Below are 20,345 nucleotides of genomic sequence, written 5' to 3'. Positions count from 1 at the left end.
TCATGGTGACACGCATTCCGGAGAATCCCCGTCTGGTCAACGCCGCCGAGCGGACGGTGTGGGATGCGTTGAGCAGTCAGCTCGGCGACGCGGACCTGATGGTCGCCAACCAGCGGGTCACCGATCACCAGAAGGACCACGAGATCGACATCGTCGTCGCGGTGGCGGGTCAGGGGATCGTCACCGTCGAGATCAAGGGCGGGATGATCTGGCACGACGGCACCGACTGGTATCAGGATCGGCGCACCGGCCCGACCGTGATCAACCCCGTCCGGCAGGCCCGCGACGGGTGCTACGCGTTGCGTCACTACGTCGAGACGGATCCCCGGTGGACGCAGGGCAGGCTGCGCTGGGACCACCTGGTGGTCTTCCCGAACGCCACCATCGACGCCGGCTTCGCACTGCCGGACTGCCCGCGGTGGAAGGTGATCGACCGCACCGAGCTCGACCAGATCGCCGGACGCATCTGGAAGGTGCTGGTCGGGCAGGAGCTCGACCGCCCCGGGCTGTCGGACGAAGGCGTCGAGCAGCTCGCCACCGCGCTGGCCGGACGCGGGCTGCCGCAGCGGGACGTCGTCGCCCGCGCGGTCGCCAACGAGGACGCGGCGGACGCGCTGTCGGCGCAGCAGGCCGTGATCCTCGACGCCACCCGCCTGCTCACCCGGGTGGAGGTACGCGGTGGAGCCGGCAGCGGCAAGACGTTCCTCGCCGTGGAGCAGGCCCGCCGTCTCGCGAAGCGCGGACAGCGGGTCGCACTGCTCTGCTACTCCCACGGGCTCGCGTCCTACCTGCGTCGCGTGACCGCGAACTGGAACAGGAAGGAGAAGCCGGCCTACGTCGGCGAATTCCATTCGCTCGGCCGCCGGTGGGCCGGGGACGCCGATCCGGACGGGCCGACGTCGGTCCCGGTGCGTCAGGACTACTGGGAGTACGAACTGCCGCGCCAGATGACCGAATTGGCCGCTGCGTTGCCGCAGGGGGAACGGTTCGACGCGGTCGTGATCGACGAGGCACAGGACTTCGCCGACGCATGGTGGGAGCCGGTCCTCGCGGCACTCGTCGACGAGGAGACAAGCGGCATCTACGTGTTCAGCGACGAGGGCCAGCGGGTGTTCGACCGGCAGGGCGTGCCGCCCGTGCCTCTCGTTCCGCTGGTTCTCGACCAGAACCTCCGCAACACCCGCCAGATCGCCGAGGCATTCGGCCCGCTCGTGGGGCAGCGGATGCGGCTGCGGGGCGGTGAAGGGCCGCAGGTCCGCTTCGTGGCGTGCGGGACCGCCGACGCGGTGTCGGTCGCCGACGACCAGGTCGACCAGTTGATCGATGCCGGGTGGCGGCCCGAGGACGTGGCGTTGCTGGTGACCGGCAGCCGGCACCCGGAGCAGGTCGAGCGTCAGCAGGAGGGCAACCGTGCCTACTGGGACAGCTTCTGGGACACCGAGCAGGTGTTCTACGGGCACGTGCTCGGGTTCAAGGGACTCGAGCGCCGCGCCGTGGTGCTCGCGTTCAACGAGAAGGAGGCGGCACAGCGGTCGCGGGAACGGCTGTACGTCGGACTGTCCCGCGCCCGCGACCAGCTCGTGGTGTGCGGCGACCCGGACCTGATCCGCGAGGTCGGAGGCGAGGAACTGGCCCGGCGGCTCGGCCTCTGACCGGGGCGCCGACGAGGACGTCGAAGTTCTGGGACAGTGGAGTCGGCGAGTATCGATTCTGGGAGGGCCGATGGACGCGGCGCAGCGGCGGGAACGAATCACCGCACAGGTGCGGCGGTGGTGCGAGGAGGCGCGCGTCGACGGCTTCCGGCAGGACCTGTCCGCGGACGCGGCGGTACTGATCGCCGCCGGCCACCTGGACGAGCCGACCCGGGAGGCCCTCGCGAACCGGCGCCGTATCGGGCGCCCACTGCCCGACATCGGCGGGTTCGGCGCGCTGCGTACCCTCGCCGACGACTACAGCCGGCTCGACCGCAAGGCGCGCGGCATGCGACCCGGCGCGATGCAGGCGTTGACCTCGTACCGGGCGGGCGAGCTGGAGCGGCGGCTGCTCACCGCCCGCGCGAAGTTCACGCACTCACCCGCGCACTACGCGAACGGGGTTCGCACCATTCGCAGGGACCGGAGGGACGGCGTCCACCTGGAACCGGCGCAGCGGCAGGCGCTGTTCGACGCGCTGGCCTGCACCCCGACCCCCATCTCCGAGCATCGCACGGATCAGGCCACCGCGGCCGCGGCCGCCCTCGCGGCCGAGCGGCTGGCGGGCCTGGCCGACCGGACGCCCTGGGCGGCGGCGGGCCGGCGCGCCGCGGAGATGCTGGGCGGGGTGGCCGGTCCGCCCGACCGCTTCACCGACCGGTTCGACGCGCTGCTGTTCTTGGCCGGAGCCCTCTACGACCGGATCGACGGCTCCGCCGCCTGGCACTCCGAGTACTTCGCGGTCCAGCGTGTGCAGCTGGACCTCGCCGACGAGCTGACGCAGATCGCGGTCGACGCCGTCGCATTGCGGGGGATCGGCGGGGAACTCGACGATGCGTTGCGCGTCGCGCACGGGGACGCCGCCCGCGACCAGATCCGGTCCCGGCAGCGGTCACTCGAACCGGTGTGGGATCAACTGGTCGAGCGGGTCGCGGCGCTCGCCCGGATCGGCGACCTGCTCGGGGATGCCGAGGGGCAGTTGCGGTCGATGGCCGCGGTGCAGCGCACGATGAGCCTGGACTCGCGGATCGACGACCTCGTCGCTCGGGCCGGAAACCGCGAACTGTCCACGGAGAACACCCATCACGTCGGGGACCAGATCGGCGGCGTGGACGAGCTGATGCTGAGCTATCAGGCGCTGCTGCACGGCGACATCCTCGCGCTGCAGGCCCGTACGCGCTGAGACTCAGGCCGCGACCAGACGCAACGCGAGCTCCGCGTACAGGTCGGCGACGGTGTCGGGGTCGGTGAACCCGCCGCCGGGGAACCAGCGGCACACGTCCACGCACAGCGAGTTGATCGCGAGGTTGACGCCCTGGACGTCGGGCACGACGAAGGAGCCGTCGTCGGCGCCGGCACGAATGATCCGCTCGATGATCCGGCTGATCTCGCGGCGCAGGCCGAGGATCTCGTGGTAGTGCTCGGGGGAGAGCGCGGTCAGCTCGTACTGCACCACTCTGCCGCGGGTGTGGTGGGTGGCCTGCCAGCTCGTGAACGCCCGGACCACTGAGGTGAGCCGCTTGGCCGGAGCCTCCCCGGTGGGGTCCGCCTCGGTGAGCAGCTCGACGCACAGCAGGTGGCCCTCGTAGCTGATCGCGAAGAGCAGGTCTTCCTTGGACTTGTAGTGCGGGTACATCGCCGCGGGGGACAGCCCGAGTCGCGCGGCGATGTCCCGGGTGGTGGTGCCGCCGTAGCCGTTCTCGGCGAACGCCTCGGCCGCCGCAACGCGGATCCGCGCCGCGGCTTTCGACGAGCTCACCACGGTGTTGGGTGTCGTGAGACGTATCGCGTTCGCGTCCTTCTCGTCCGTCTCGCTCATCGCCACCTCCTTCGCGCCTGTCGGCCTTGACAACGGCCGTTCACCGGGTAAGTATAAGCATGCGCTTAGATAATGAGCGAGCGCTTAGTTCTGGCGCTCACCGGCAGGCGGAATGTGGCCACCGCCCCTGTTCGGCGAACAGGGGCCGGCCCTCGATCTGACACAGAAAGCACGCCATGAATCTGAAACTGACCGACGAGGAACTGCAGTTCCGCGACGAACTGCGGACGTTCTTCACCACGCAGATCCCCGCCGAGATCCGCGAGCGGGCCGCCGGTGGTGGCGGTGAAGTCACCCGTGAGGATTTCGTCGCCACCCAGAAGATCCTGAACGCCAACGGTCTCGCCGTCCCGCACTGGCCCGCCGAGTGGGGTGGCCGGAACTGGACCCCGGTGCAGATGCACATCTACCGCGACGAGATGCAGCTCGCGTCCGTGCCGGACCCGCTCGCGTTCAACGCCGACATGGTCGGCCCCGTGATCGCCGCCTTCGGCTCGCAGGAGCAGAAGGAGAAGTTCCTCCCCGGCACCGCGAACCTCGACATCTGGTGGTGCCAGGGCTTTTCCGAGCCGGAGGCCGGCTCCGACCTCGCGTCGCTGAAGACCCGCGCCGTCCGCGACGGGGACAGCTGGATCGTCAACGGTCAGAAGACCTGGACCACGCTCGGTCAGCACGCCGACTGGATCTTCTGCCTGGTGCGCACCGATCCGGACGCGCCGAAGCGGCAGCAGGGCATCTCCTTCCTGCTCATCGACATGAAGACCCCGGGCATCACCGTCCGCCCGATCAAGCTGATCGACGGCGGCTACGAGGTGAACGAGGTCTGGTTCGAGGACGTGCGCGTCCCCGCCGAGAACCTCGTCGGCGAGGAGAACGCCGGCTGGTCCTACGCGAAGTTCCTGCTCGGCAACGAGCGCACCGGCGTCACCCGCACCGGTGCCAGCAAGGCGCGACTGGCCAAGGCCAAGAAGTACGCCGCCGAGACCAGGGTCGGTGACGGCTCGCTGCTCGACGACCCGCTGTTCGCCGCCCGGTTCGCCGAGCTCGAGAACGAGCTCGTCGCGCTGGAGCTGACCCAGCTGCGCGTGGTCGCGGCCTCCGCCGACGGCAAGCCGAACCCGGCGTCGTCGCTGCTGAAGTTGCGTGGCTCCGAGCTGCAGCAGGCCGCCACGGAGATCCTGATGGACGTGGCGGGTCCCGACTCGTTGGCGTTCGAGGCCGGCGACGACATCGCCTCCCCGGCCTGGGCGCAGCGCAGCGCCCCGGTCTTCCTGAACTACCGCAAGGTGTCCATCTACAGCGGATCGAGCGAGGTTCAGCGCAACATCATCTCCTCCTCGATTCTCGGATTGTGAGTAGCAGCCATGGATTTCGAACTCAATGACGAGCAGGTCATGCTGCGGGACACCACCCGTGAACTGCTGAGCCGCAGCTACGACGCGGAGAAGCGCAACGCCGTCACAGCCGAGGGCAAGGGCTGGAGCGACGACGTGTGGGGCAAGCTCGCCGAGATCGGCCTGCTCGGTCTGCCGTTCTCCGAGGAGGACGGCGGCATGGGGGCCGGACCGGTCGAGACGATGGCCGTGATGAACGAGATCGGCCGGGCCCTTGCGCCGGAGCCGTTCCTCGACGGAGTCGTCACCCCGGGCGGACTGGTTGCCGAGGTCGGGTCCGCCGATCAGCGCGCCAAGATCCTGCCTGCGCTCGCCGAGGGCACCGCGCTGCTGGCCTTTGCGCACGCCGAGCCCGGCAGCCGCTGGCCGCACGAGGTCGTCTCGACCGCGGCCACCAAGGCCGGTGACGGCTGGACCCTGACCGGCACCAAGAACCCCGTGCTGCACGGCGACTGCGCCGACACGCTCGTCGTCAGCGCCGTCCTCCCCGACGGCGGTGTCGGGCTGTTCCTGGTCGCCGCAGGCGCGGCCGGTGTCACCCGCAAGCCGTACGCGACGCATGACGACCTGCGTGCCGCGCAGATCGAGCTCGCCGACGCTCCCGCCGAACAGCTCGGCGAGGGCGGCGACGCGTCCGCAGCCATCACGGCCGCGCAGGTGCGCACCCAGGCCGCACTGTGCGCCGAAGCGGTCGGTGCGATGGAGGAGACCCTCCGTCTCACCACCGAATACCTCAAGCAGCGCAAGCAGTTCGGGGTCCCGCTGGCGAGGTTCCAGGCGCTGACCCAGCGGGCCGCCGACATGTACGTCGAGCTCGAGCTGGCCTCCAGCATGAGCCTGTACGCCACCATGAACCTCGCGGACGGCATCGTCGACCCGATCGTCGCCTCGCGTGCCAAGCTGCAGATCAGCCGCGCCGCCCGGCACATCGGCCTCGAGGCGATCCAGATGCACGGCGGCATCGGCATGACCGCCGAGTACCCGGTCGGCCACTACGTCTCGCGTCTGACCGCGATCGGCCACACCCTGGGCAGCGCCGACGACCACCTCCGGGTGCTCGCCGGTGTGGTTGCCGACCACACGATGGTCGAACTCGCCAAGTAGGACCGTATTTCCCCCTCGCACGGCGGCCCCGTCGACCACCCGGTCGGCGGGGCCTCGGTGTTCTTGCCCCGAGATCGCGGTGCGGCCCGCGATAATGGTGCGATGCGGTCGAGAGACAAGATCCTGGACGCCACACTGGCGACGATCGGCACCGAAGGCTTCGGGGGCGTTTCCATCGCGTCCGTGGCCTCCGCCGCCGGCGTGACCCGGCAGACCATCTACACCATCTTCGGTTCCCGCGAGAACCTGGTGTCGCAGGCGATGGCCGGGCACCTGACGGAGGTCGCGCGGGAGATCCAGTCCGGCCTGACCTCCTCTCGAAACCCCTGCGAGTACGTCGTCGAGCTGATCGTCGCCTCCCGGCGTGCGGTGCGGGCGGATCCCGTCCTGATCACCCTGCTGCGGTCGGAGGCCAGCAACCCGCTGTTCGACTCGGGGGCGATGAGTCGGGCGAAGGAGGTCGGGCGCGGGCTGATCGCGCCGCTCGCCGAGCTGTTCCCGGAGGCCACGTCGCAACTCGACGACATCGTGGAGATCGGCGTGCACCTCGGACTGCCGGTGGTGTGTTTCGACGACGACGAACTACGGACCGACGACGAATTGCGCGCCTTCCTGACCCGGTGGATCGAACCCGGACTGAAATCTTCCGCAACTCCTTGACACTTTCCCGTGCAGGTGTCTAGTTTTAGCCGTCCCGGTGGGCCGGCGTGACATGGAACACGCAATCCTCGGGGGCCATTCGTCGTTCGCAGTCTGGGGGTAGCTCTGTGTCCGGGATCAACCGTCGGTCCTTCTTCACCGCCGCAGCCGCAGCGGGATTCGCCTTGACCGGAGCGTCCGCCGCGCAGGCCGCGACCACCGCGACGGGCATCGGCGCGCAGGTTCGACGGGTGCCGCTCACCCAGGAGGAACACCGGGTGGTGGTGGTCGGCTCCGGATTCGGCGGCGGCGTGGCCGCGCTCCGGCTCGCCGAGGCGGGCGTGCCGGTTCTGGTGCTGGAACGCGGGATTCGCTGGCCGACGGGTCCGAACGCCAAGACGTTCCCGAGTCCGACCGCCCCCGACAAGCGGTTGCTGTGGTACCGCTCCGCGCCTCAGCTGTTCGGCAGGCCGGTCGCATTCGACCCGTACGTCGGCCTGGTCGAGGCGGTCGTCGGCGAGAACATGACCGCACTGTGCCCGGCGGGTGTGGGAGGCGGATCCCTGGTCTACCAGGGGATGTCGCTGCAGCCCGCCGAGGCCGTCTTCAACTCGTGCCTCCCGAACGAGCTCGACTGGCAGCTGATGAACCGGGTGCACTACCCGCGTGTCGCCAAGATGCTCCAACTCGCGACCGCTCCCGACGAACTCGTCAACACGGATGCGTACCGCGCACCCCGGGTGTTCGCCGAGCGCGTCAGGCGCGCCGGTCTGCCCCTGTCGAAGATCCCGATGCCCATCGACTGGAACTACGCGCTCGCCGAACTGCGCGGCGAGATGGCCCCGTCCTACTCGGACGGCTCCGGCGCCATGGGAGTCAACAATGGCGGCAAGCACTCCGTCGACGTCACCTACATCGCGGCGGCCGAGGCCACAGGCAACGTCAAGGTCGAGACCCAGCACGAGGTCACCGGTATCGAGCGCGCAGGGGGCGGTCGATGGCGGGTCCTCGTCAACCGGATCGACACCGACGGAACGGTTCTCGAGAACAAGGTCCTCACCACCGACGCGCTGATCATGGCGGCGGGCAGCGTGAACACCACCAAGCTGCTGGTCCGGGCCCAGGCGACCGGGCAGATCCCGGACCTGCCCGACGGACTCGGCGGAGGTTGGGGGACCAACGCCGACCGGATCTACGTGTGGACCAACCCGTTCGAGGAATTCGGGGCCACCCAGGGCGGACCGGTCGTGTACGGCAGCCTCAACTGGGACGACCCGACCCGCGCGCACACCGTCATCCAGGCGTCGATCCCGTCGATCTCGCTGGACATGCACAGCACGATGATGGTCGGCTTCGGTGTCAGCGAAGGACGCGGCAGGTTCGCGTACGACTCCGCGCGGGACGAGGCGACGCTGCACTGGCCGTTCGAGGGGGACTCGGTCATCCAGAACAGCGCCATCGGCCCGACCGCGCACAAGATCGCCGGTCCGGACAGCGTGCTCACCGACACCAACGCGATCGTCAACTCGACCTGGCACTCGCTCGGCGGTGCGAGCATGGGGACCGTCTGCGACCTCGACGGCCGCGTCCACGGCCAGCGCGGGCTGTACGTTCTCGACGGCGCACTCATCCCGGGTACGACCGCCGCCTGCAACCCGTCCATGACGATCGCCGCGGTCGCCGAGCGTGCCATGGACAACCTGGTCGCCAACGACGTCGGCACCGTCTTCTGACCGGAGTTCGTTCGTACAACCACGCCCACCGTGCCGGGCAGATCACCGTGCGGTCCGGGCGCGGACGTCCAAATGGAGGGGGAGCCATGTCGGGAACAACGGGACGCAGCGGCGGAGCCGCACGGGTTCGCCGCGGCGGAGCCGCACGGGTTCGCAGCGGCGGAGCCGTGCGTCGGCGCAGATCCCTGGTCGTCGCAGTGGCGGCGGCGCTGCTGTTGCCGGTGGGTCACGTGGCCGCCGCCCCGGTGGCGGACACGTCGGGGGTGGTCCTGGAGGACCACGACGTCGTACGGGTCGCGGCCGGCCGGGCCGACTGCGGTCCGGGATCGCGGCCGGAGCCCGGACTCCAGGGGGACGTCCCGGCCGCGGATCGTGCCGGTGGGCGCAGCGTGGAAGGCTACGACTGCAACATCTCCCGGGTCGGCGGCTACGCCGGGCAGGGCAGCGGGATCGTCTCCGCCGCCTACGACCACTGCGCCTACATGGGCTCGATCTTTCCGAGTGCACTTCTCGGGCCGTCCCCGGGCGTGCAGGTCGTCGACGTCTCTGACCCGGCGAACCCGGTGCCGACCGTCGCGCTGACGGAACCCGCCATGGTGGCGGGCACCTGGGAGAGCCTCAAGGTGCACGCGGGCCGGAAGCTGTTGGTGGGCACCGGAGTCCCGGCGCTGTTCGGTGCCGGACTGCTGTCGGTGTACGACATCTCCGACTGCGGGCATCCGCGGCTGCTCAATCCCGGGCCCGGCACGAGCCTGCAGATGCCGCTGCCGATCACCGCGCACGAGGGTGGATTCTCCCCGGACGGCCGCACCTACTGGACGTCCGGAACCGAGGGTGTGCTCAGCGCGGTCGACCTCGCCGACCCCACCAACCCGAAGGTGATCTGGCAGGGTTGGATCGGGTTGTCCGGGCACGGGTTCGGTGTCAGTCCCGACGGCAACCGGTTGTACCTGTCGAACAACTTCGGTGGCCTCACCGTCCTGGACACCAGCGCGGTGCAGCGGCGTGACGCCAACCCGCAGGTGCCGCAGCTGTCGAAGATGTCGTGGACCGACGGCTGGGCCACCCAGCACAGCATTCCCGTCACCTACGACGACCACCCCTACCTGTTCACCGCGAACGAGAGCGGTTCCGGCGGAGTCAAGATCATCGATGTCGCCGACGACGCGAACCCGAAGGTCGTGAACGCGGTCAAGCTGGAGATCAACCTGCCGGAGAACGTCGACAGCCAGATCGCGTCCGGCATGGGTGGGTCACTGTTCGCCTACGAATCGCACTACTGCGCCGCGGACCGGCCGGACAATCCGACCGCCCTCGCGTGCGGCTGGTTCTCGTCCGGCATCCGGGTGTTCGACGTACGGGATCCGTTCGACGTCCGTGAGATCGGCTACTACAACCCGCCGGCCATGACCGGGCGCACCCTCGATCTCCCGAATTCGAGCCACGCGATCGCCTCGCTCCTCGGGGTGCCGGCGCTCAGCCTGCCCGCCGTGATCGAGTCCGTCGCGGGCGGACAGTTCGACCCGGCGCAGGCCTCGGGGCCGCGCTCCGGCATGGTCCTGGGCGGCGACCTGTCCACCGACTGGTGCTCCTCCCCGCCGGAATGGCGTGGGAACGAGCTGTGGGTCTCCTGCAGTGACAACGGCTTCATGACCCTGCGGCTCGACGACCGCGTCTACACGGCGCCCGCCGACCAACGGTCCACCGTCGGCTCATGACCCGACTCGTCCGCGCGCTCGCCCTCACCTCGCTGGCACTGCTGTTGCTGGTGGTGGGGGCGGCGCTGCGGCCGCTCGTGGTGCCGGAGTCTCCTGAGCAGGGCGCCCTGCTCAGCGACGTCGAGATCGGGTTCGTACAGGACATGGCCGCCCACCACCAGCAGGCACTCGCGATGGTGAACCGCCTCGCCCCCGACGTCGATCCCGCCGTCGCGGCGCTGGCCCGGCAGATCGGCGACACCCAGCGCATCGAGCTCGGCACCCTGCACGGCTGGCTCACGCTCGCCGAGGCCGCGCCGACGAACACGGCGCCGATGGCCTGGATGGCCGGTGCCTCGGAGCATCACCACGCGACGCCCGCCGTCGCATCCGGGCCGATGCCCGGCATGGCGTCCATGGCCGAACTCGACGCCCTGTCCACCGCCCGGGGTCGCGACGCCGAGATCCTGTTCCTGCAGCTGATGCAGCGTCATCACGTCGGCGGGGCGACGATGGCGCGGGCCGCGGACGGGTTGCTGACCGGTGGACCGGTCGCGCAGACCGCCCGCGACATGATGCAGTCGCAGAGTCAGGAGGCGGGACTGATGGGCGTCATGCTGGCCCAGCGCGGTGCCCAGCCACTGTCCTGATCGTCGGCGACTCGTGTGGTTCGGTTGCGCGCGCCTCCCACACCTCGGTCGCTGACGGCAGTAGTCTCCGGAGCTGTCCCTGCGCGCGTGCGTGCGACACCAAAATGTTCGGGTAGGTGTTCTCCGATGGCCGCAATTCCTTCCCCCACGAAGAAGATCGTCGGGACCCTTGTGTTCCTGGCCGGACTGATCGGCGCAGCCGTCGGCATCTGGTCCCTCGACGTCGTCGCGGCGGTCGTCTGGCTGGTGGTGGCCACCCTGTCCGGCTTCTATCTGCTGAAATTGCGGGCCGAGGCACGCGGTCGCCTCGACCAGACCTCCTCCTGAGGTCCACCCCACTTTGACCCGCCCCTGACCTGGGCGGTAAGGTCTTCTGTCGGCGTACGGTACGACGCGCATCCAATCCACTTCACGGTGGCCGGCTGTGCTCGTAGCGCGGGTTCCCGGGTCTCCACTGGCCGCCGGGAACGCATCCGGACCGTACCCGCTGGCCAGCAGTTATACGACATGACGAGGAAGTTCTGTGTCTACCTACGCTCCGAAGGCAGGTGACGTGACCCGCCAGTGGTACGTCATCGACGCCACCGACGTGGTGCTCGGCCGCCTTGCCGTCCAGGCAGCGAACCTGCTGCGCGGCAAGCACAAGCCCACCTACGCTCCGAACGTTGACGGCGGCGACTTCGTCGTCATCATCAACGCCGACAAGGTTGCCATCTCCGGCAACAAGCGCACGGACAAGTTCCTGCACCACCACTCCGGTCACCCGGGTGGCCTCAAGTCCCGCTCCGTGGGCGAGGTGCTGGAGAAGAACCCCGATCGCCTCGTGGAGAAGGCCGTCACCGGCATGATCCCGAAGAACAAGCTCGGCCGCGCCATCGCCGGCAAGCTGAAGGTCTACGCAGGCCCGAACCATCCCCACGCCGCGCAGCAGCCGGTTCCGTTCGAGATCAAGCAGGTGGCACAGTGACCGAGCAGAACGAGACCCCCGAGGTCGAGACCGCCGAGGTCGTCGTCGAGGAGTTCGCCGCCGAGCCCGAGGTCGTCGAGGAGTACGTGGCGGAGGAGTCCGTCGCTCCCGCCGCGCCGATCTACATCGACCGCCCGATCCAGACCGTGGGTCGCCGCAAGGAGGCCGTCGTCCGCGTTCGGCTCACCCCCGGCTCCGGTGAGTTCAAGCTCAACGGCCGCACCCTCGAGGACTACTTCCCGAACAAGGTGCACCAGCAGCTGATCAAGGCCCCGCTGGTCACCGTCGAGCGGACCGAGTCCTTCGACATCACCGCCATCCTCAACGGTGGCGGCCCGTCCGGTCAGGCCGGCGCCCTGCGCCTCGCGATCTCCCGCGCCCTGATCGAGGTCACCCCCGAGGATCGCCCCGCCCTCAAGAGCGCCGGCTTCCTCACCCGTGACGCCCGCGCCGTCGAGCGCAAGAAGTACGGCCTGAAGAAGGCCCGCAAGGCTTCGCAGTACTCGAAGCGCTGATGCGCCACCGGCCCTGCCTTTCGTGGTGGGTGCCGGGACCTGTTCACCCGAGAGCAGGCGTCCACGCAACACCGGACGCCTGCTCTTGGCGTAGAAGTGCAACAGCAGGAAATCAACCACGCGGGAAACAGCAAGAACGGCAAGGGGTCTGATTCATGGGTCGAATGTTCGGTACGGACGGTGTGCGAGGTCTGGCGAACGCCGACCTCGACGCGGAGCTGGCGCTGCGGATTGCCGGGGCGGCCGCCTCGGTGCTGGCGCTGTCCGAGCGGGCCGCGCCCCGACCGACCGCGGTCGTCGGCCGCGACCCCCGGGCCAGCGGTGAGATGCTTGCCGCTGCGGTCACTGCCGGCCTGTGCGCGGCCGGTGTCGACGTGATCGACGTCGGGGTCCTGCCCACCCCTGCCGTCGCGCACCTGACCGGCGCCTACGACGCCGCGGTCGGCGTCATGATCTCCGCATCGCACAACCCCATGCCCGACAACGGCATCAAGATCTTCGCGGCCGGTGGCCACAAGCTCGACGACGAGTCCGAGGACCGCATCGAGTCGGCTCTCACCGACCGGGACCTGATTCCGCGGCCCACCGGCGCGGCGATCGGACGGGTCACCACGGCCACCGACGCCGGCTCGCGTTACCTCACGCACCTGGAGGCGGCGGTCGCGCATCCGCTGACCGGGCTGACCGTCGTCGTGGACTGCGCCAACGGCGCCGCATCCGTCGTCGGCCCCGCCGCCTACCGGGCCGCGGGCGCGACCGTCGTCGAGATCCACAGCGCCCCGGACGGCTACAACATCAACGACGGCTGCGGGTCGACGCACCTCGAGGACCTGCAGGCCGCGGTGGTCGAGCACGGCGCCGACCTCGGCATCGCCCACGACGGCGACGCCGACCGCTGCCTCGCCGTCGACGCGACCGGTTCGGTCATCGACGGTGACGTCATCATGTCGATCCTCGCCGTCGCCATGCGCGATTCCGGCGAACTCGCCGACAACACCCTCGTCGCGACCGTGATGAGCAATCTCGGCCTGCACATCGCCATGCGCGAGGCGGGCATCGAGGTCCGCACCACCGCCGTCGGTGACCGCTACGTCCTCGAAGAACTGCGCGCCGGGAGCTTCAGCCTCGGTGGCGAACAGTCCGGGCACGTCGTGCTGCCCGGCTTCGGCACGACCGGGGACGGCGTGCTGACCGGCCTGCGGCTGATGAGCAGGATGGCGCAGACCCGGTCGACCCTCGCGGAGCTGGCCACCGTCATGCGGACCCTGCCGCAGGTGCTGGTCAACGTGAAGGTCACCGACAAGGCCGCGGTCGCCGTCGCACCCTCGGTACTCGACGCCGTCGCCGAGGCCGAGCGCCGACTGGGAGACACCGGCAGGGTGCTGCTTCGCCCGTCCGGGACCGAGCAGCTGGTGCGGGTCATGGTCGAGGCCACCGAGATCGAGGTCGCCCGCGCGCTGGCCGACGGTCTCGCCGACCGGGTCGCCTCGGTCTAGAACTCGACCGGTCGTCGCCCGCTCGCGCCTCCCGCGTCCGCCGATTGTTCCGGTTCACCCGGAACCGAGGCGGGGTCCGCTGCGTCTGACACCGTGACGGTGTAGTCGGCGGGCGCGCAGCGAAGCGGAGCCGCCCCATACGACAGCGGGGGTTCAGGTGGGTGACGGTCAACTGGAGTTCGACGAGACGACGGTCCGCGCGGTGGCCGCGGCGCTGATGGATTCGGTAGCGGAACTCATGCGCCTCGCCGAGCGCGTGGAGGCGACGGTGACGCACGACCACGGGCGACTGGCCTGCGTGGTGCGCGAGTGGGCACAGAGAACCGGGACCGATGCGGCCCGGTTGTCCCTCACCGCGGATCGCTACGCAGAGCAGGACGGGGCCGCGGCCTCGAGCGTGCGGCGGTCGGGGTCGTGAGCCGCGGCGACGGCCTGGGTCGGTACCGGGTGCACCGCGCGGTCGACCCGGGACCCCTGCACGCCGACGCCGAGGTCTTCCGCTCCACCGCCGCCGTCATGCGGGCGCACCTGCTCGCCCAGGAACAGGCGGTGGCACGGTTGGCCGCGGGCTGGGCGGGGGAGGCGGCCGATGCGGCGCTCGCCGCACTGGGGCGTCGACTCGACCGGGCCCGCGCGGACTGTGCGGCGGTCGCGGCTGCGGCGGAGACACTCGACGGTGCCGCAGACCTGATCCGCGACGCGCTGGCGGCACAGGCGGACTTCGTGGTGCGGCTCGGGTCCGCTGCCGGGGACGGACCCGACGCCGGGCCGGACCCGGGCGGGGTCGACAGCGCGGTCGCGCCGTGCGTGCGGGCCCGCAGCAGCGCGCTGACGGACCTGTTCGCGGTGATTCACCTCGTCGTCGACGGGGCGCGAACCGTGGTCGAGGAAGCGCTCGACGCGGTCGGCGGAGAGGTGGAGCCGGCGGCGGACGAATGGCCCGAGACCCCGGCCTCGGGGCCGCGGGAGGTCGCCGTGCCGCATGAGTGTGCGGCGCCGCTGGAGGCCGCCGCCCCGCAGGAGGCCGCCGCGCCTCGGGAAAGTGACGTGCCGAAGGAAGAGCCCGGGGTGCAACAGGATTCGGTGCTCAGGGGACTGGTCGATCCTCCGGCCCCGCCCGCTCGCGCAGACGTGGCCGATCCTCCGATACCCCCTCCGGTCGACGTTCCCGGCGCGCTCGGATTCGGGTCGGGCGCGGTGCCGCAGCGCGATCGTCCGCGGGTCGCTGTGCCGCCCGCGGATCTCCCCGGCGACTCCGCAACCGGTGCGGAACTGGCCGCTGCGGGACAGCTGTGAATCTCGAGGACTTGCGGGCAGTGCTGGCCGCGGCGCTCGACCGAGCCGAGCGCGCGAGCGCGGAGGCCGAACGCCTTGCGGGGGAGGCGGTGCCCACCCGTCCGGCCGAGTCCGTGCCCACGGGTGAAGTGGACCCGGGTGACGGTGGGGCCGGTTACCCGCGCAGCAGCTGGCTCGTGTGATGCGGCTCCTCGACCTCGGAAACCAGCGTGGTGTGCGGGATCTCGACGCCGGGGGTCGCGAACGGTGCGTACTCCGTCTCGCCGGTCAGGTGGTAGAGCAGGTAGCCCGTGAGCAGGGCCCGGGTGGTGCGCTGGGTACTCCGTTTCGAGCCGCCGAGGCCCAGGGCTCCGAGCAGGGCCCGGCCCTCTGGAAGCCCGTTGCCGGAAGCCTTGTCGACTCCGCGCAGGATCGCCTGTCCACCCCAGGCCGCGGCGAGGGAGCGGGCGTTGCAGTTCAACGAATCCAGGTCTTCGGCGGCCGCCAGGATCAGCGCGGGTCCGGACTGCCGGGCCGCGTACTTCTCCGCCGGGGGCGTCGTCGGTGCCGGAAACACCGCGGCCACAGCGGGGGCGCCGTGGTCGGCGGCAGCGATCACGGCGGCACCGGCGCCCATCGCGTGCCCCGCGAACGCCACCCGGTCTCGCGCCACGCTGATCTTGCCCGGACCGAGCCGGACACCCGTGCAGATGTCGGCGGCACTGCGCAGGTCCGCGGCGAGCGTGAGGTGCGATGCGACCGGAGAGCGCTGGGTGTCCGGGGCGGCCGCGACGATTCCCCACGACGCCAGGTGGGTCAGGGTCTCCCGGTAGCGGTCGGCGCCGGTCATCCAACCGTGCCCGAACACGACCGCGGGCAGTCCGAAGCCCTCGGCGGGGGTGTACACCACGCCGGGCAGGCCCGCCAAGGCGAGGTCACCGCGCAGCACCGGATGGGGTCCACGCTTGGATAGACGGGAGGCCAGGGTCTTCGGAGTCGGCGCCACGTGCACGACCGTATCCGATTGCCGGGCCGTGGTGTTCGAAGGCCGGGTCGTCCCCGGCCGGAAACGGCGGCAGAGAGAGGAAACGATCAGGGTGTTTGGCATTCCGGTTCCGGTACCGCGGGACCTGACGCAGGCAGTGGTGAACGTCCGGGACCGGATCGACTCCGGCGGACTGGCGGATCTGCGTCCGACCGAGTCCGAGATCGTCGACGCGAACGCGGAACGGACCATCCGCCGCTTCCGGTCCACCGAGCGCGAGGCCACCGGCGCGCCGGTCCTGCTCGTCACCCCGCTGGCCGCCACGTCGATCGCCTTCGACCTGCGACGCGGCTGCAGTCTCGTCGAATACCTGAAGGAGACCGGCCGGGACGTGTACGTCGTCGACTACGGGCCGGTGAACTTCGCGGACCGTTCCCGTGGATTCGAGCACTGGGTCGACGGCGTTGTGCCGGACGCCGTCCGGGTGGTCAGCGAGGATGCCGGCGGATCCGACGTGCACCTGGCCGGCTGGTCGCTCGGTGGGATCTTCGCGGTGTACGCCGCAGCGGCACATCCCGGTCTGCCGCTGCGATCGCTGACACCGATCGCGAGCCCGTTCGACCTGCGTCGGGTGCCGCTGTTCGCGACGCTGCGTCCATTGGACCGGTTGTTCGGGCCGTTCACCGTCGCCCCCCTGTACCGCCTCGTCGGCACGATCCCGGCGCCGTTGACCAGTCTCGGCTTCAAGGCGGCGAGCGTGGACAAGTACCTCACGCGGCCGTGGACGGTGCTGGCGAACCTGGACGATCGCGACCACCTCGAGCAGATCGAGGCCGTCGACCGGTTCATGAGCAGCATGTACGCCTACCCGGGCCGGACCTTCGGCCAGCTGTATCACGTCGTCATGCGGTCCAACGAGTTCGCCACCGGGCACATGCAGATCGGTGGCAGGCAGGTGAACCTGGACGCGATCGACGTGCCGGTGATGGTCGTCGCGGGCAGCGGTGACGGGCTGGCACCGAAGCACGCCGTCCGGCACCTGACCGACCTGCTCGGCGGTGCGCCCGCCGTGCGCTACGGCGTGTATCCGGGAGGTCACCTCGGGGTGCTCACCGGGCGCAGCGCCCGCGACACGATGTGGCCGGCATTCGCCCGCTTCCTGACCGACTGCGACTGACGATCCACGCCGGCGGGGACCAGTTTCGCGGAACCCCCGCAATCGAGGGGCCGCCTCTGTTTGACTGACGCCTCCTCACGGTAAGGACGGTGCGCATGCGGCGAACGGCCCGCGTCTTGACTTTGGTGTTCCTGCTCCTGCTGACTGTCGGCACCCTGCCGACCGGTGCTGTCGCCGCCCCGCCCGGACCCGCCGAGCCGGAGCCCGCGGTCCTCGGCGTCGGACAGTATCCGCGCCTGGTGCGGCTCGACTCCGGGGCGATCGTCGCCTCGCTGACGACACGGGACGCACAGGGCGACTTCACGCAGATCATGGAGAGCACCGACGAGGGCGTGAGCTTCCATCCGATCGGTGCGGTGCGTGATCCCGAAGCGATCGGCGGCCAGTGCTGCGCCACCATCTTCGAGATGCCGCAGCAGGTGGGCTTCCTGCCTGCGGGCACCCTGCTGTGGGCGGGCACCGTCGGCTATCTGGCAGGCACCGACCGGAAGGTCGGTATCAAGGTCTGGTCCAGCGCGGACGGCGGCCGCAACTGGAGTCCGCTCGGCGTCGCGGCGAGGTCCTCGGGAGACGGCGGCGTCTGGGAACCGGAGTTCACCGTCGACGCGGGCCTGCTGTGGCTGTACTACGCCGACGAGACCGAGCGCCCGCGCCACTCGCAGGTGCTGAGCCGGGTGGCCACCCTCGACGGCGTGAACTGGTGGGGCAGGCACGTGGTGCAGGCCAACGACGAACAGAGCCTGCGTCCGGGCATGGCGACAATCGCGCGCCTGCCGGACGGGCGTCTGGCGTCCACCCACGAGATGTGTGAGCAGGGCGGCGACCGCTGCACGCCGTACCTGAAGTTCTCCGACACCGGGATCTGGTGGGGCAACGGCACCTTCGACCCGGGCGTCCAGGTGGTCGCCGACGACGGCAGCATGCTCAAGCACTCGCCGTTCCTCACGGCGTTGGCGGGCGGACCGAACGGCACCCGACTGGTGCTCGGCGGGCAGGCCCTGATCGACCGGGACGGCAAACGGGACGGACGCAGCGGCCGGGTGCTGCTCGTCAACGACAACTTCGGGATCGGCCCGTGGTTCGAGATCGCGGCGCCGGTCCCCGTCCAGGATCCGAAAGCCGACACGTGCGCCAACTACAGTTCGCCGTTGCTGCCGGTCGACGGCGGAGCGAACCTGCTGCAAATCGCGGTCACGCTGAAGGACGGCGTGTGCACTGCGCGATTCGGCAAGGGTCCCGCGGGTCCGAACTGATCTGGGTTCCGGTGCCCAGTAGGCTTGGGAGCCATGTGCGGAATCGTGGGATATGTCGGCCACCGCCAGGCCCTGGACGTCGTGGTGGAGGCGCTGCGGCGGATGGAGTACCGCGGCTATGACTCCGCCGGGATCGCGGTCCTGGACGGCGCGGGCGGCCTCGCGGTCGAACGCAAGGCTGGGAAGCTGGCCAACCTGACGGCGGAGCTGGCCGAGGTCGGCGCGGAACGCTTCGCCGGCACCACCGGCATCGGCCACACCCGGTGGGCCACCCACGGTCGCCCCACCGACCGCAACGCCCACCCGCACCGCGATGCGAGCGGCAAGCTCGCCGTCGTGCACAACGGCATCATCGAGAACTTCGCCCCGCTGCGCCACGAGCTCGAGGCGGCCGGGGTGGAACTGCTCAGCGACACCGACTCCGAGGTCGCGGTGCACCTCGTCGCGCAGGCGTACGCCGAGGGCGACACGGCCGGCGATTTCGTGGCAAGCACGCACAAGGTGCTCCGTCGCCTCGAGGGTGCGTTCACGCTGGTGTTCACGCACGCCGACCACGCGGACACCATCGTCGCCGCTCGCCGCTCCACCCCGCTCGTGGTCGGTGTCGGCGACGGCGAGATGTTCGTCGGTTCCGATGTCGCCGCGTTCATCGAGCACACCCGCGACGCGATCGAGCTCGGCCAGGACCAGGTCGTGGTGATCACCGCGGACGGCTACGAGATCACCGACTTCGCCGGCAACGAGTCGACCGGGCATCCGTTCCGGATCGACTGGGACCTCGAGGCCGCCGAGAAGGGTGGCCACGACTACTTCATGCTCAAGGAGATCGACGAGCAGCCCTCTGCGGTCGCCGACACCCTGCTCGGTCATTTCGAGGACGGCAAGATCGTGCTCGACGAGCAGCGGCTGTCCGACCAGGAGCTGCGCGACGTGGACAAGGTCTTCGTCGTCGCCTGCGGCAGCGCCTACCACTCCGGCCTGCTCGCCAAGTACGCGATCGAGCACTGGACCCGGCTGCCCGTCGAGGTGGAACTCGCCAGCGAGTTCCGCTACCGGGATCCGGTCCTGGACCGGTCCACGCTGGTCGTCGCGATCTCGCAGTCCGGCGAGACCGCCGACACGCTCGAGGCGGTCAAGCACGCCAAGGACCAGAAGGCCCGTGTGCTTGCGATCTGCAACACCAACGGCGCCCAGATTCCTCGCGAGGCCGACGCCGTCCTCTACACCCGGGCCGGTCCGGAGATCGCCGTCGCGTCGACGAAGGCGTTCCTCGCCCAGGTGACCGCCAACTACCTGGTCGGGCTGGCCCTCGCGCAGGCGCGCGGCACCAAGTACCCGGACGAGGTGGCGCGCGAGTACGCCGAACTCGAGGCGATGCCTGCCCTGGTGAGTCGGGTGCTCGAGACGGTCGAGCCGGTGCGGGCACTGGCACGCGAGTTCGCCGATGCGTCGACGGTGCTGTTCCTCGGCAGGCACGTCGGATACCCGGTGGCGCTCGAGGGTGCGCTCAAGCTCAAGGAGCTCGCGTACATGCACGCGGAGGGCTTCGCCGCCGGTGAGCTCAAGCACGGGCCGATCGCGCTGATCGAGGAGGGCCTGCCGGTCATCGTCGTGATGCCGTCCCCGAAGGGGCGGGCGGTGCTGCACTCGAAGCTGGTCTCGAACATCCAGGAGATCAAGGCTCGTGGTGCCCGCACGATCGTGATCGCGGAGGAGGGCGACGAGATGGTGCGCGCGCATGCCGACCATCTCATCGAGATCCCCGCGGCACCGACGCTGCTGCAGCCGCTGCTGTCCACCGTGCCGCTGCAGGTGTTCGCGGCCGAGATCGCTCGCGCCCGCGGCTACGACGTCGACAAGCCCCGCAACCTGGCCAAGTCCGTCACGGTCGAGTGACACTCGGCTCCGCCGCCCGTGAGTGCTCTTCGCCCCGACCGGGGCGAAGAGCAC

General features: G+C 70.2%; 20 protein-coding genes. 18 read left to right on the top strand and 2 right to left on the bottom strand.

The features are described from left to right. Positions 1-2 precede the first annotated feature (2 nt). Both ACWDUM_RS00805 and ACWDUM_RS00800 read left to right on the top strand, forming a co-directional pair. Positions 3-1,652, top strand: coding sequence for an NERD domain-containing protein (locus ACWDUM_RS00805; RefSeq protein ID WP_450113396.1), 1,650 nt, complete (start codon positions 3-5; stop codon positions 1,650-1,652). Between the two features lie 70 nt (positions 1,653-1,722). Further along, entirely contained in the window at positions 1,723-2,874 is a 1,152-nt protein-coding gene (locus tag ACWDUM_RS00800) for a hypothetical protein (protein ID WP_450132514.1), read from the top strand. Positions 2,875-2,877: 3 nt separating this feature from the next. On the opposite strand, the gene ACWDUM_RS00795 is transcribed toward ACWDUM_RS00800, so the two are convergent. Continuing rightward, entirely contained in the window at positions 2,878-3,510 is a 633-nt protein-coding gene (locus ACWDUM_RS00795; RefSeq protein WP_450132513.1) for a TetR family transcriptional regulator, read from the bottom strand. 176 nt (positions 3,511-3,686) lie between these two features. Between ACWDUM_RS00795 and ACWDUM_RS00790 the strand changes: the two genes are divergently transcribed. The 13 genes from ACWDUM_RS00790 to ACWDUM_RS00730 all read left to right on the top strand — a co-directional run bounded on the left by ACWDUM_RS00790 (position 3,687) and on the right by ACWDUM_RS00730 (position 15,183). Further along, positions 3,687-4,865 carry an acyl-CoA dehydrogenase family protein gene (locus ACWDUM_RS00790; protein ID WP_450132512.1) on the top strand — a complete coding sequence of 393 codons (1,179 nt, stop codon included), beginning with the start codon at positions 3,687-3,689 and terminating at the stop codon, positions 4,863-4,865. Positions 4,866-4,874: 9 nt separating this feature from the next. Further along, complete coding sequence (locus ACWDUM_RS00785; protein ID WP_450132511.1) at positions 4,875-6,008, top strand: acyl-CoA dehydrogenase family protein; 1,134 nt, start codon at positions 4,875-4,877, stop codon at positions 6,006-6,008. A 102-nt stretch (positions 6,009-6,110) separates the two neighbouring features. After that, complete coding sequence (locus ACWDUM_RS00780) at positions 6,111-6,668, top strand: TetR/AcrR family transcriptional regulator (protein ID WP_450132510.1); 558 nt, start codon at positions 6,111-6,113, stop codon at positions 6,666-6,668. A 107-nt stretch (positions 6,669-6,775) separates the two neighbouring features. Further along, on the top strand, positions 6,776-8,380 hold the full coding sequence (locus ACWDUM_RS00775; protein WP_450113402.1) for a GMC oxidoreductase: 1,605 nt from the start codon (positions 6,776-6,778) through the stop codon (positions 8,378-8,380). Between the two features lie 86 nt (positions 8,381-8,466). Continuing rightward, on the top strand, positions 8,467-10,098 hold the full coding sequence (locus tag ACWDUM_RS00770; protein WP_450132509.1) for an LVIVD repeat-containing protein: 1,632 nt from the start codon (positions 8,467-8,469) through the stop codon (positions 10,096-10,098). Continuing rightward, complete coding sequence (locus ACWDUM_RS00765) at positions 10,095-10,727, top strand: DUF305 domain-containing protein (RefSeq protein ID WP_450132508.1); 633 nt, start codon at positions 10,095-10,097, stop codon at positions 10,725-10,727. The genes ACWDUM_RS00770 and ACWDUM_RS00765 overlap by 4 nt, the downstream gene beginning before the upstream one ends. Before the next feature lie 126 nt (positions 10,728-10,853). Further along, a complete protein-coding gene (locus ACWDUM_RS00760; protein ID WP_450113405.1) occupies positions 10,854-11,054 on the top strand; it encodes a hypothetical protein in 201 nt (66 codons plus the stop codon). Between the two features lie 196 nt (positions 11,055-11,250). Beyond that, entirely contained in the window at positions 11,251-11,694 is a 444-nt protein-coding gene (rplM, locus tag ACWDUM_RS00755; protein ID WP_450113406.1) for a 50S ribosomal protein L13, read from the top strand. Further along, positions 11,691-12,209 carry a 30S ribosomal protein S9 gene (gene rpsI / locus ACWDUM_RS00750; protein ID WP_450132507.1) on the top strand — a complete coding sequence of 173 codons (519 nt, stop codon included), beginning with the start codon at positions 11,691-11,693 and terminating at the stop codon, positions 12,207-12,209. Before rplM ends, rpsI begins: the two co-directional genes overlap by 4 nt. A 155-nt stretch (positions 12,210-12,364) precedes the next feature. Continuing rightward, positions 12,365-13,705 carry a phosphoglucosamine mutase gene (gene glmM, locus ACWDUM_RS00745; protein WP_450132506.1) on the top strand — a complete coding sequence of 447 codons (1,341 nt, stop codon included), beginning with the start codon at positions 12,365-12,367 and terminating at the stop codon, positions 13,703-13,705. A gap of 157 nt (positions 13,706-13,862) precedes the next feature. Continuing rightward, positions 13,863-14,123 (top strand): hypothetical protein, encoded by a 261-nt coding sequence (locus ACWDUM_RS00740; RefSeq protein WP_450132505.1) that lies wholly within the window; start codon positions 13,863-13,865, stop codon positions 14,121-14,123. Then, a complete protein-coding gene (locus tag ACWDUM_RS00735; protein ID WP_450132504.1) occupies positions 14,120-15,001 on the top strand; it encodes a hypothetical protein in 882 nt (293 codons plus the stop codon). The genes ACWDUM_RS00740 and ACWDUM_RS00735 overlap by 4 nt, the downstream gene beginning before the upstream one ends. Beyond that, positions 14,998-15,183 (top strand): hypothetical protein, encoded by a 186-nt coding sequence (locus tag ACWDUM_RS00730; protein ID WP_450113411.1) that lies wholly within the window; start codon positions 14,998-15,000, stop codon positions 15,181-15,183. The genes ACWDUM_RS00735 and ACWDUM_RS00730 overlap by 4 nt, the downstream gene beginning before the upstream one ends. Here the strand turns inward: ACWDUM_RS00730 and ACWDUM_RS00725 are convergent. After that, positions 15,156-15,986, bottom strand: a complete 831-nt coding sequence (locus ACWDUM_RS00725) for a hypothetical protein (protein ID WP_450132503.1) — start codon at positions 15,984-15,986, stop codon at positions 15,156-15,158. The genes ACWDUM_RS00730 and ACWDUM_RS00725 overlap by 28 nt on opposite strands. A gap of 91 nt (positions 15,987-16,077) precedes the next feature. Between ACWDUM_RS00725 and ACWDUM_RS00720 the strand changes: the two genes are divergently transcribed. From ACWDUM_RS00720 to glmS, 3 genes are all read left to right on the top strand, one after another. Continuing rightward, positions 16,078-17,142, top strand: coding sequence for an alpha/beta fold hydrolase (locus tag ACWDUM_RS00720; protein WP_450132502.1), 1,065 nt, complete (start codon positions 16,078-16,080; stop codon positions 17,140-17,142). A 95-nt stretch (positions 17,143-17,237) separates the two neighbouring features. Beyond that, positions 17,238-18,395 (top strand): sialidase family protein, encoded by a 1,158-nt coding sequence (locus ACWDUM_RS00715; RefSeq protein ID WP_450113414.1) that lies wholly within the window; start codon positions 17,238-17,240, stop codon positions 18,393-18,395. Between the two features lie 33 nt (positions 18,396-18,428). Next, positions 18,429-20,291, top strand: coding sequence for a glutamine--fructose-6-phosphate transaminase (isomerizing) (glmS, locus tag ACWDUM_RS00710; RefSeq protein WP_450113415.1), 1,863 nt, complete (start codon positions 18,429-18,431; stop codon positions 20,289-20,291). The last annotated feature ends 54 nt before the right edge of the window (positions 20,292-20,345 follow it).

This window comes from Rhodococcus sp. NPDC003322, assembly GCF_053589555.1.
This window is presented reverse-complemented; position numbering and strand designations above follow the sequence as displayed.

What these genes read in the sequence shown, in the direction of transcription:
- ACWDUM_RS00760 (WP_450113405.1), top strand. Translation starts at nt 10,854, where the DNA reads ATGGCCGCAATTCCTTCCCCCACGAAGAAGATCGTCGGGACCCTTGTG.
- ACWDUM_RS00805 (WP_450113396.1), top strand. Translation starts at nt 3, where the DNA reads ATGGTGACACGCATTCCGGAGAATCCCCGTCTGGTCAACGCCGCCGAG.
- ACWDUM_RS00785 (WP_450132511.1), top strand. Translation starts at nt 4,875, where the DNA reads ATGGATTTCGAACTCAATGACGAGCAGGTCATGCTGCGGGACACCACC.
- ACWDUM_RS00800 (WP_450132514.1), top strand. Translation starts at nt 1,723, where the DNA reads ATGGACGCGGCGCAGCGGCGGGAACGAATCACCGCACAGGTGCGGCGG.
- glmM (WP_450132506.1), top strand. Translation starts at nt 12,365, where the DNA reads ATGGGTCGAATGTTCGGTACGGACGGTGTGCGAGGTCTGGCGAACGCC.
- ACWDUM_RS00765 (WP_450132508.1), top strand. Translation starts at nt 10,095, where the DNA reads ATGACCCGACTCGTCCGCGCGCTCGCCCTCACCTCGCTGGCACTGCTG.
- glmS (WP_450113415.1), top strand. Translation starts at nt 18,429, where the DNA reads ATGTGCGGAATCGTGGGATATGTCGGCCACCGCCAGGCCCTGGACGTC.
- ACWDUM_RS00715 (WP_450113414.1), top strand. Translation starts at nt 17,238, where the DNA reads ATGCGGCGAACGGCCCGCGTCTTGACTTTGGTGTTCCTGCTCCTGCTG.
- ACWDUM_RS00790 (WP_450132512.1), top strand. Translation starts at nt 3,687, where the DNA reads ATGAATCTGAAACTGACCGACGAGGAACTGCAGTTCCGCGACGAACTG.
- ACWDUM_RS00780 (WP_450132510.1), top strand. Translation starts at nt 6,111, where the DNA reads ATGCGGTCGAGAGACAAGATCCTGGACGCCACACTGGCGACGATCGGC.
- ACWDUM_RS00770 (WP_450132509.1), top strand. Translation starts at nt 8,467, where the DNA reads ATGTCGGGAACAACGGGACGCAGCGGCGGAGCCGCACGGGTTCGCCGC.
- ACWDUM_RS00795 (WP_450132513.1), bottom strand. Translation starts at nt 3,510, where the DNA reads ATGAGCGAGACGGACGAGAAGGACGCGAACGCGATACGTCTCACGACA.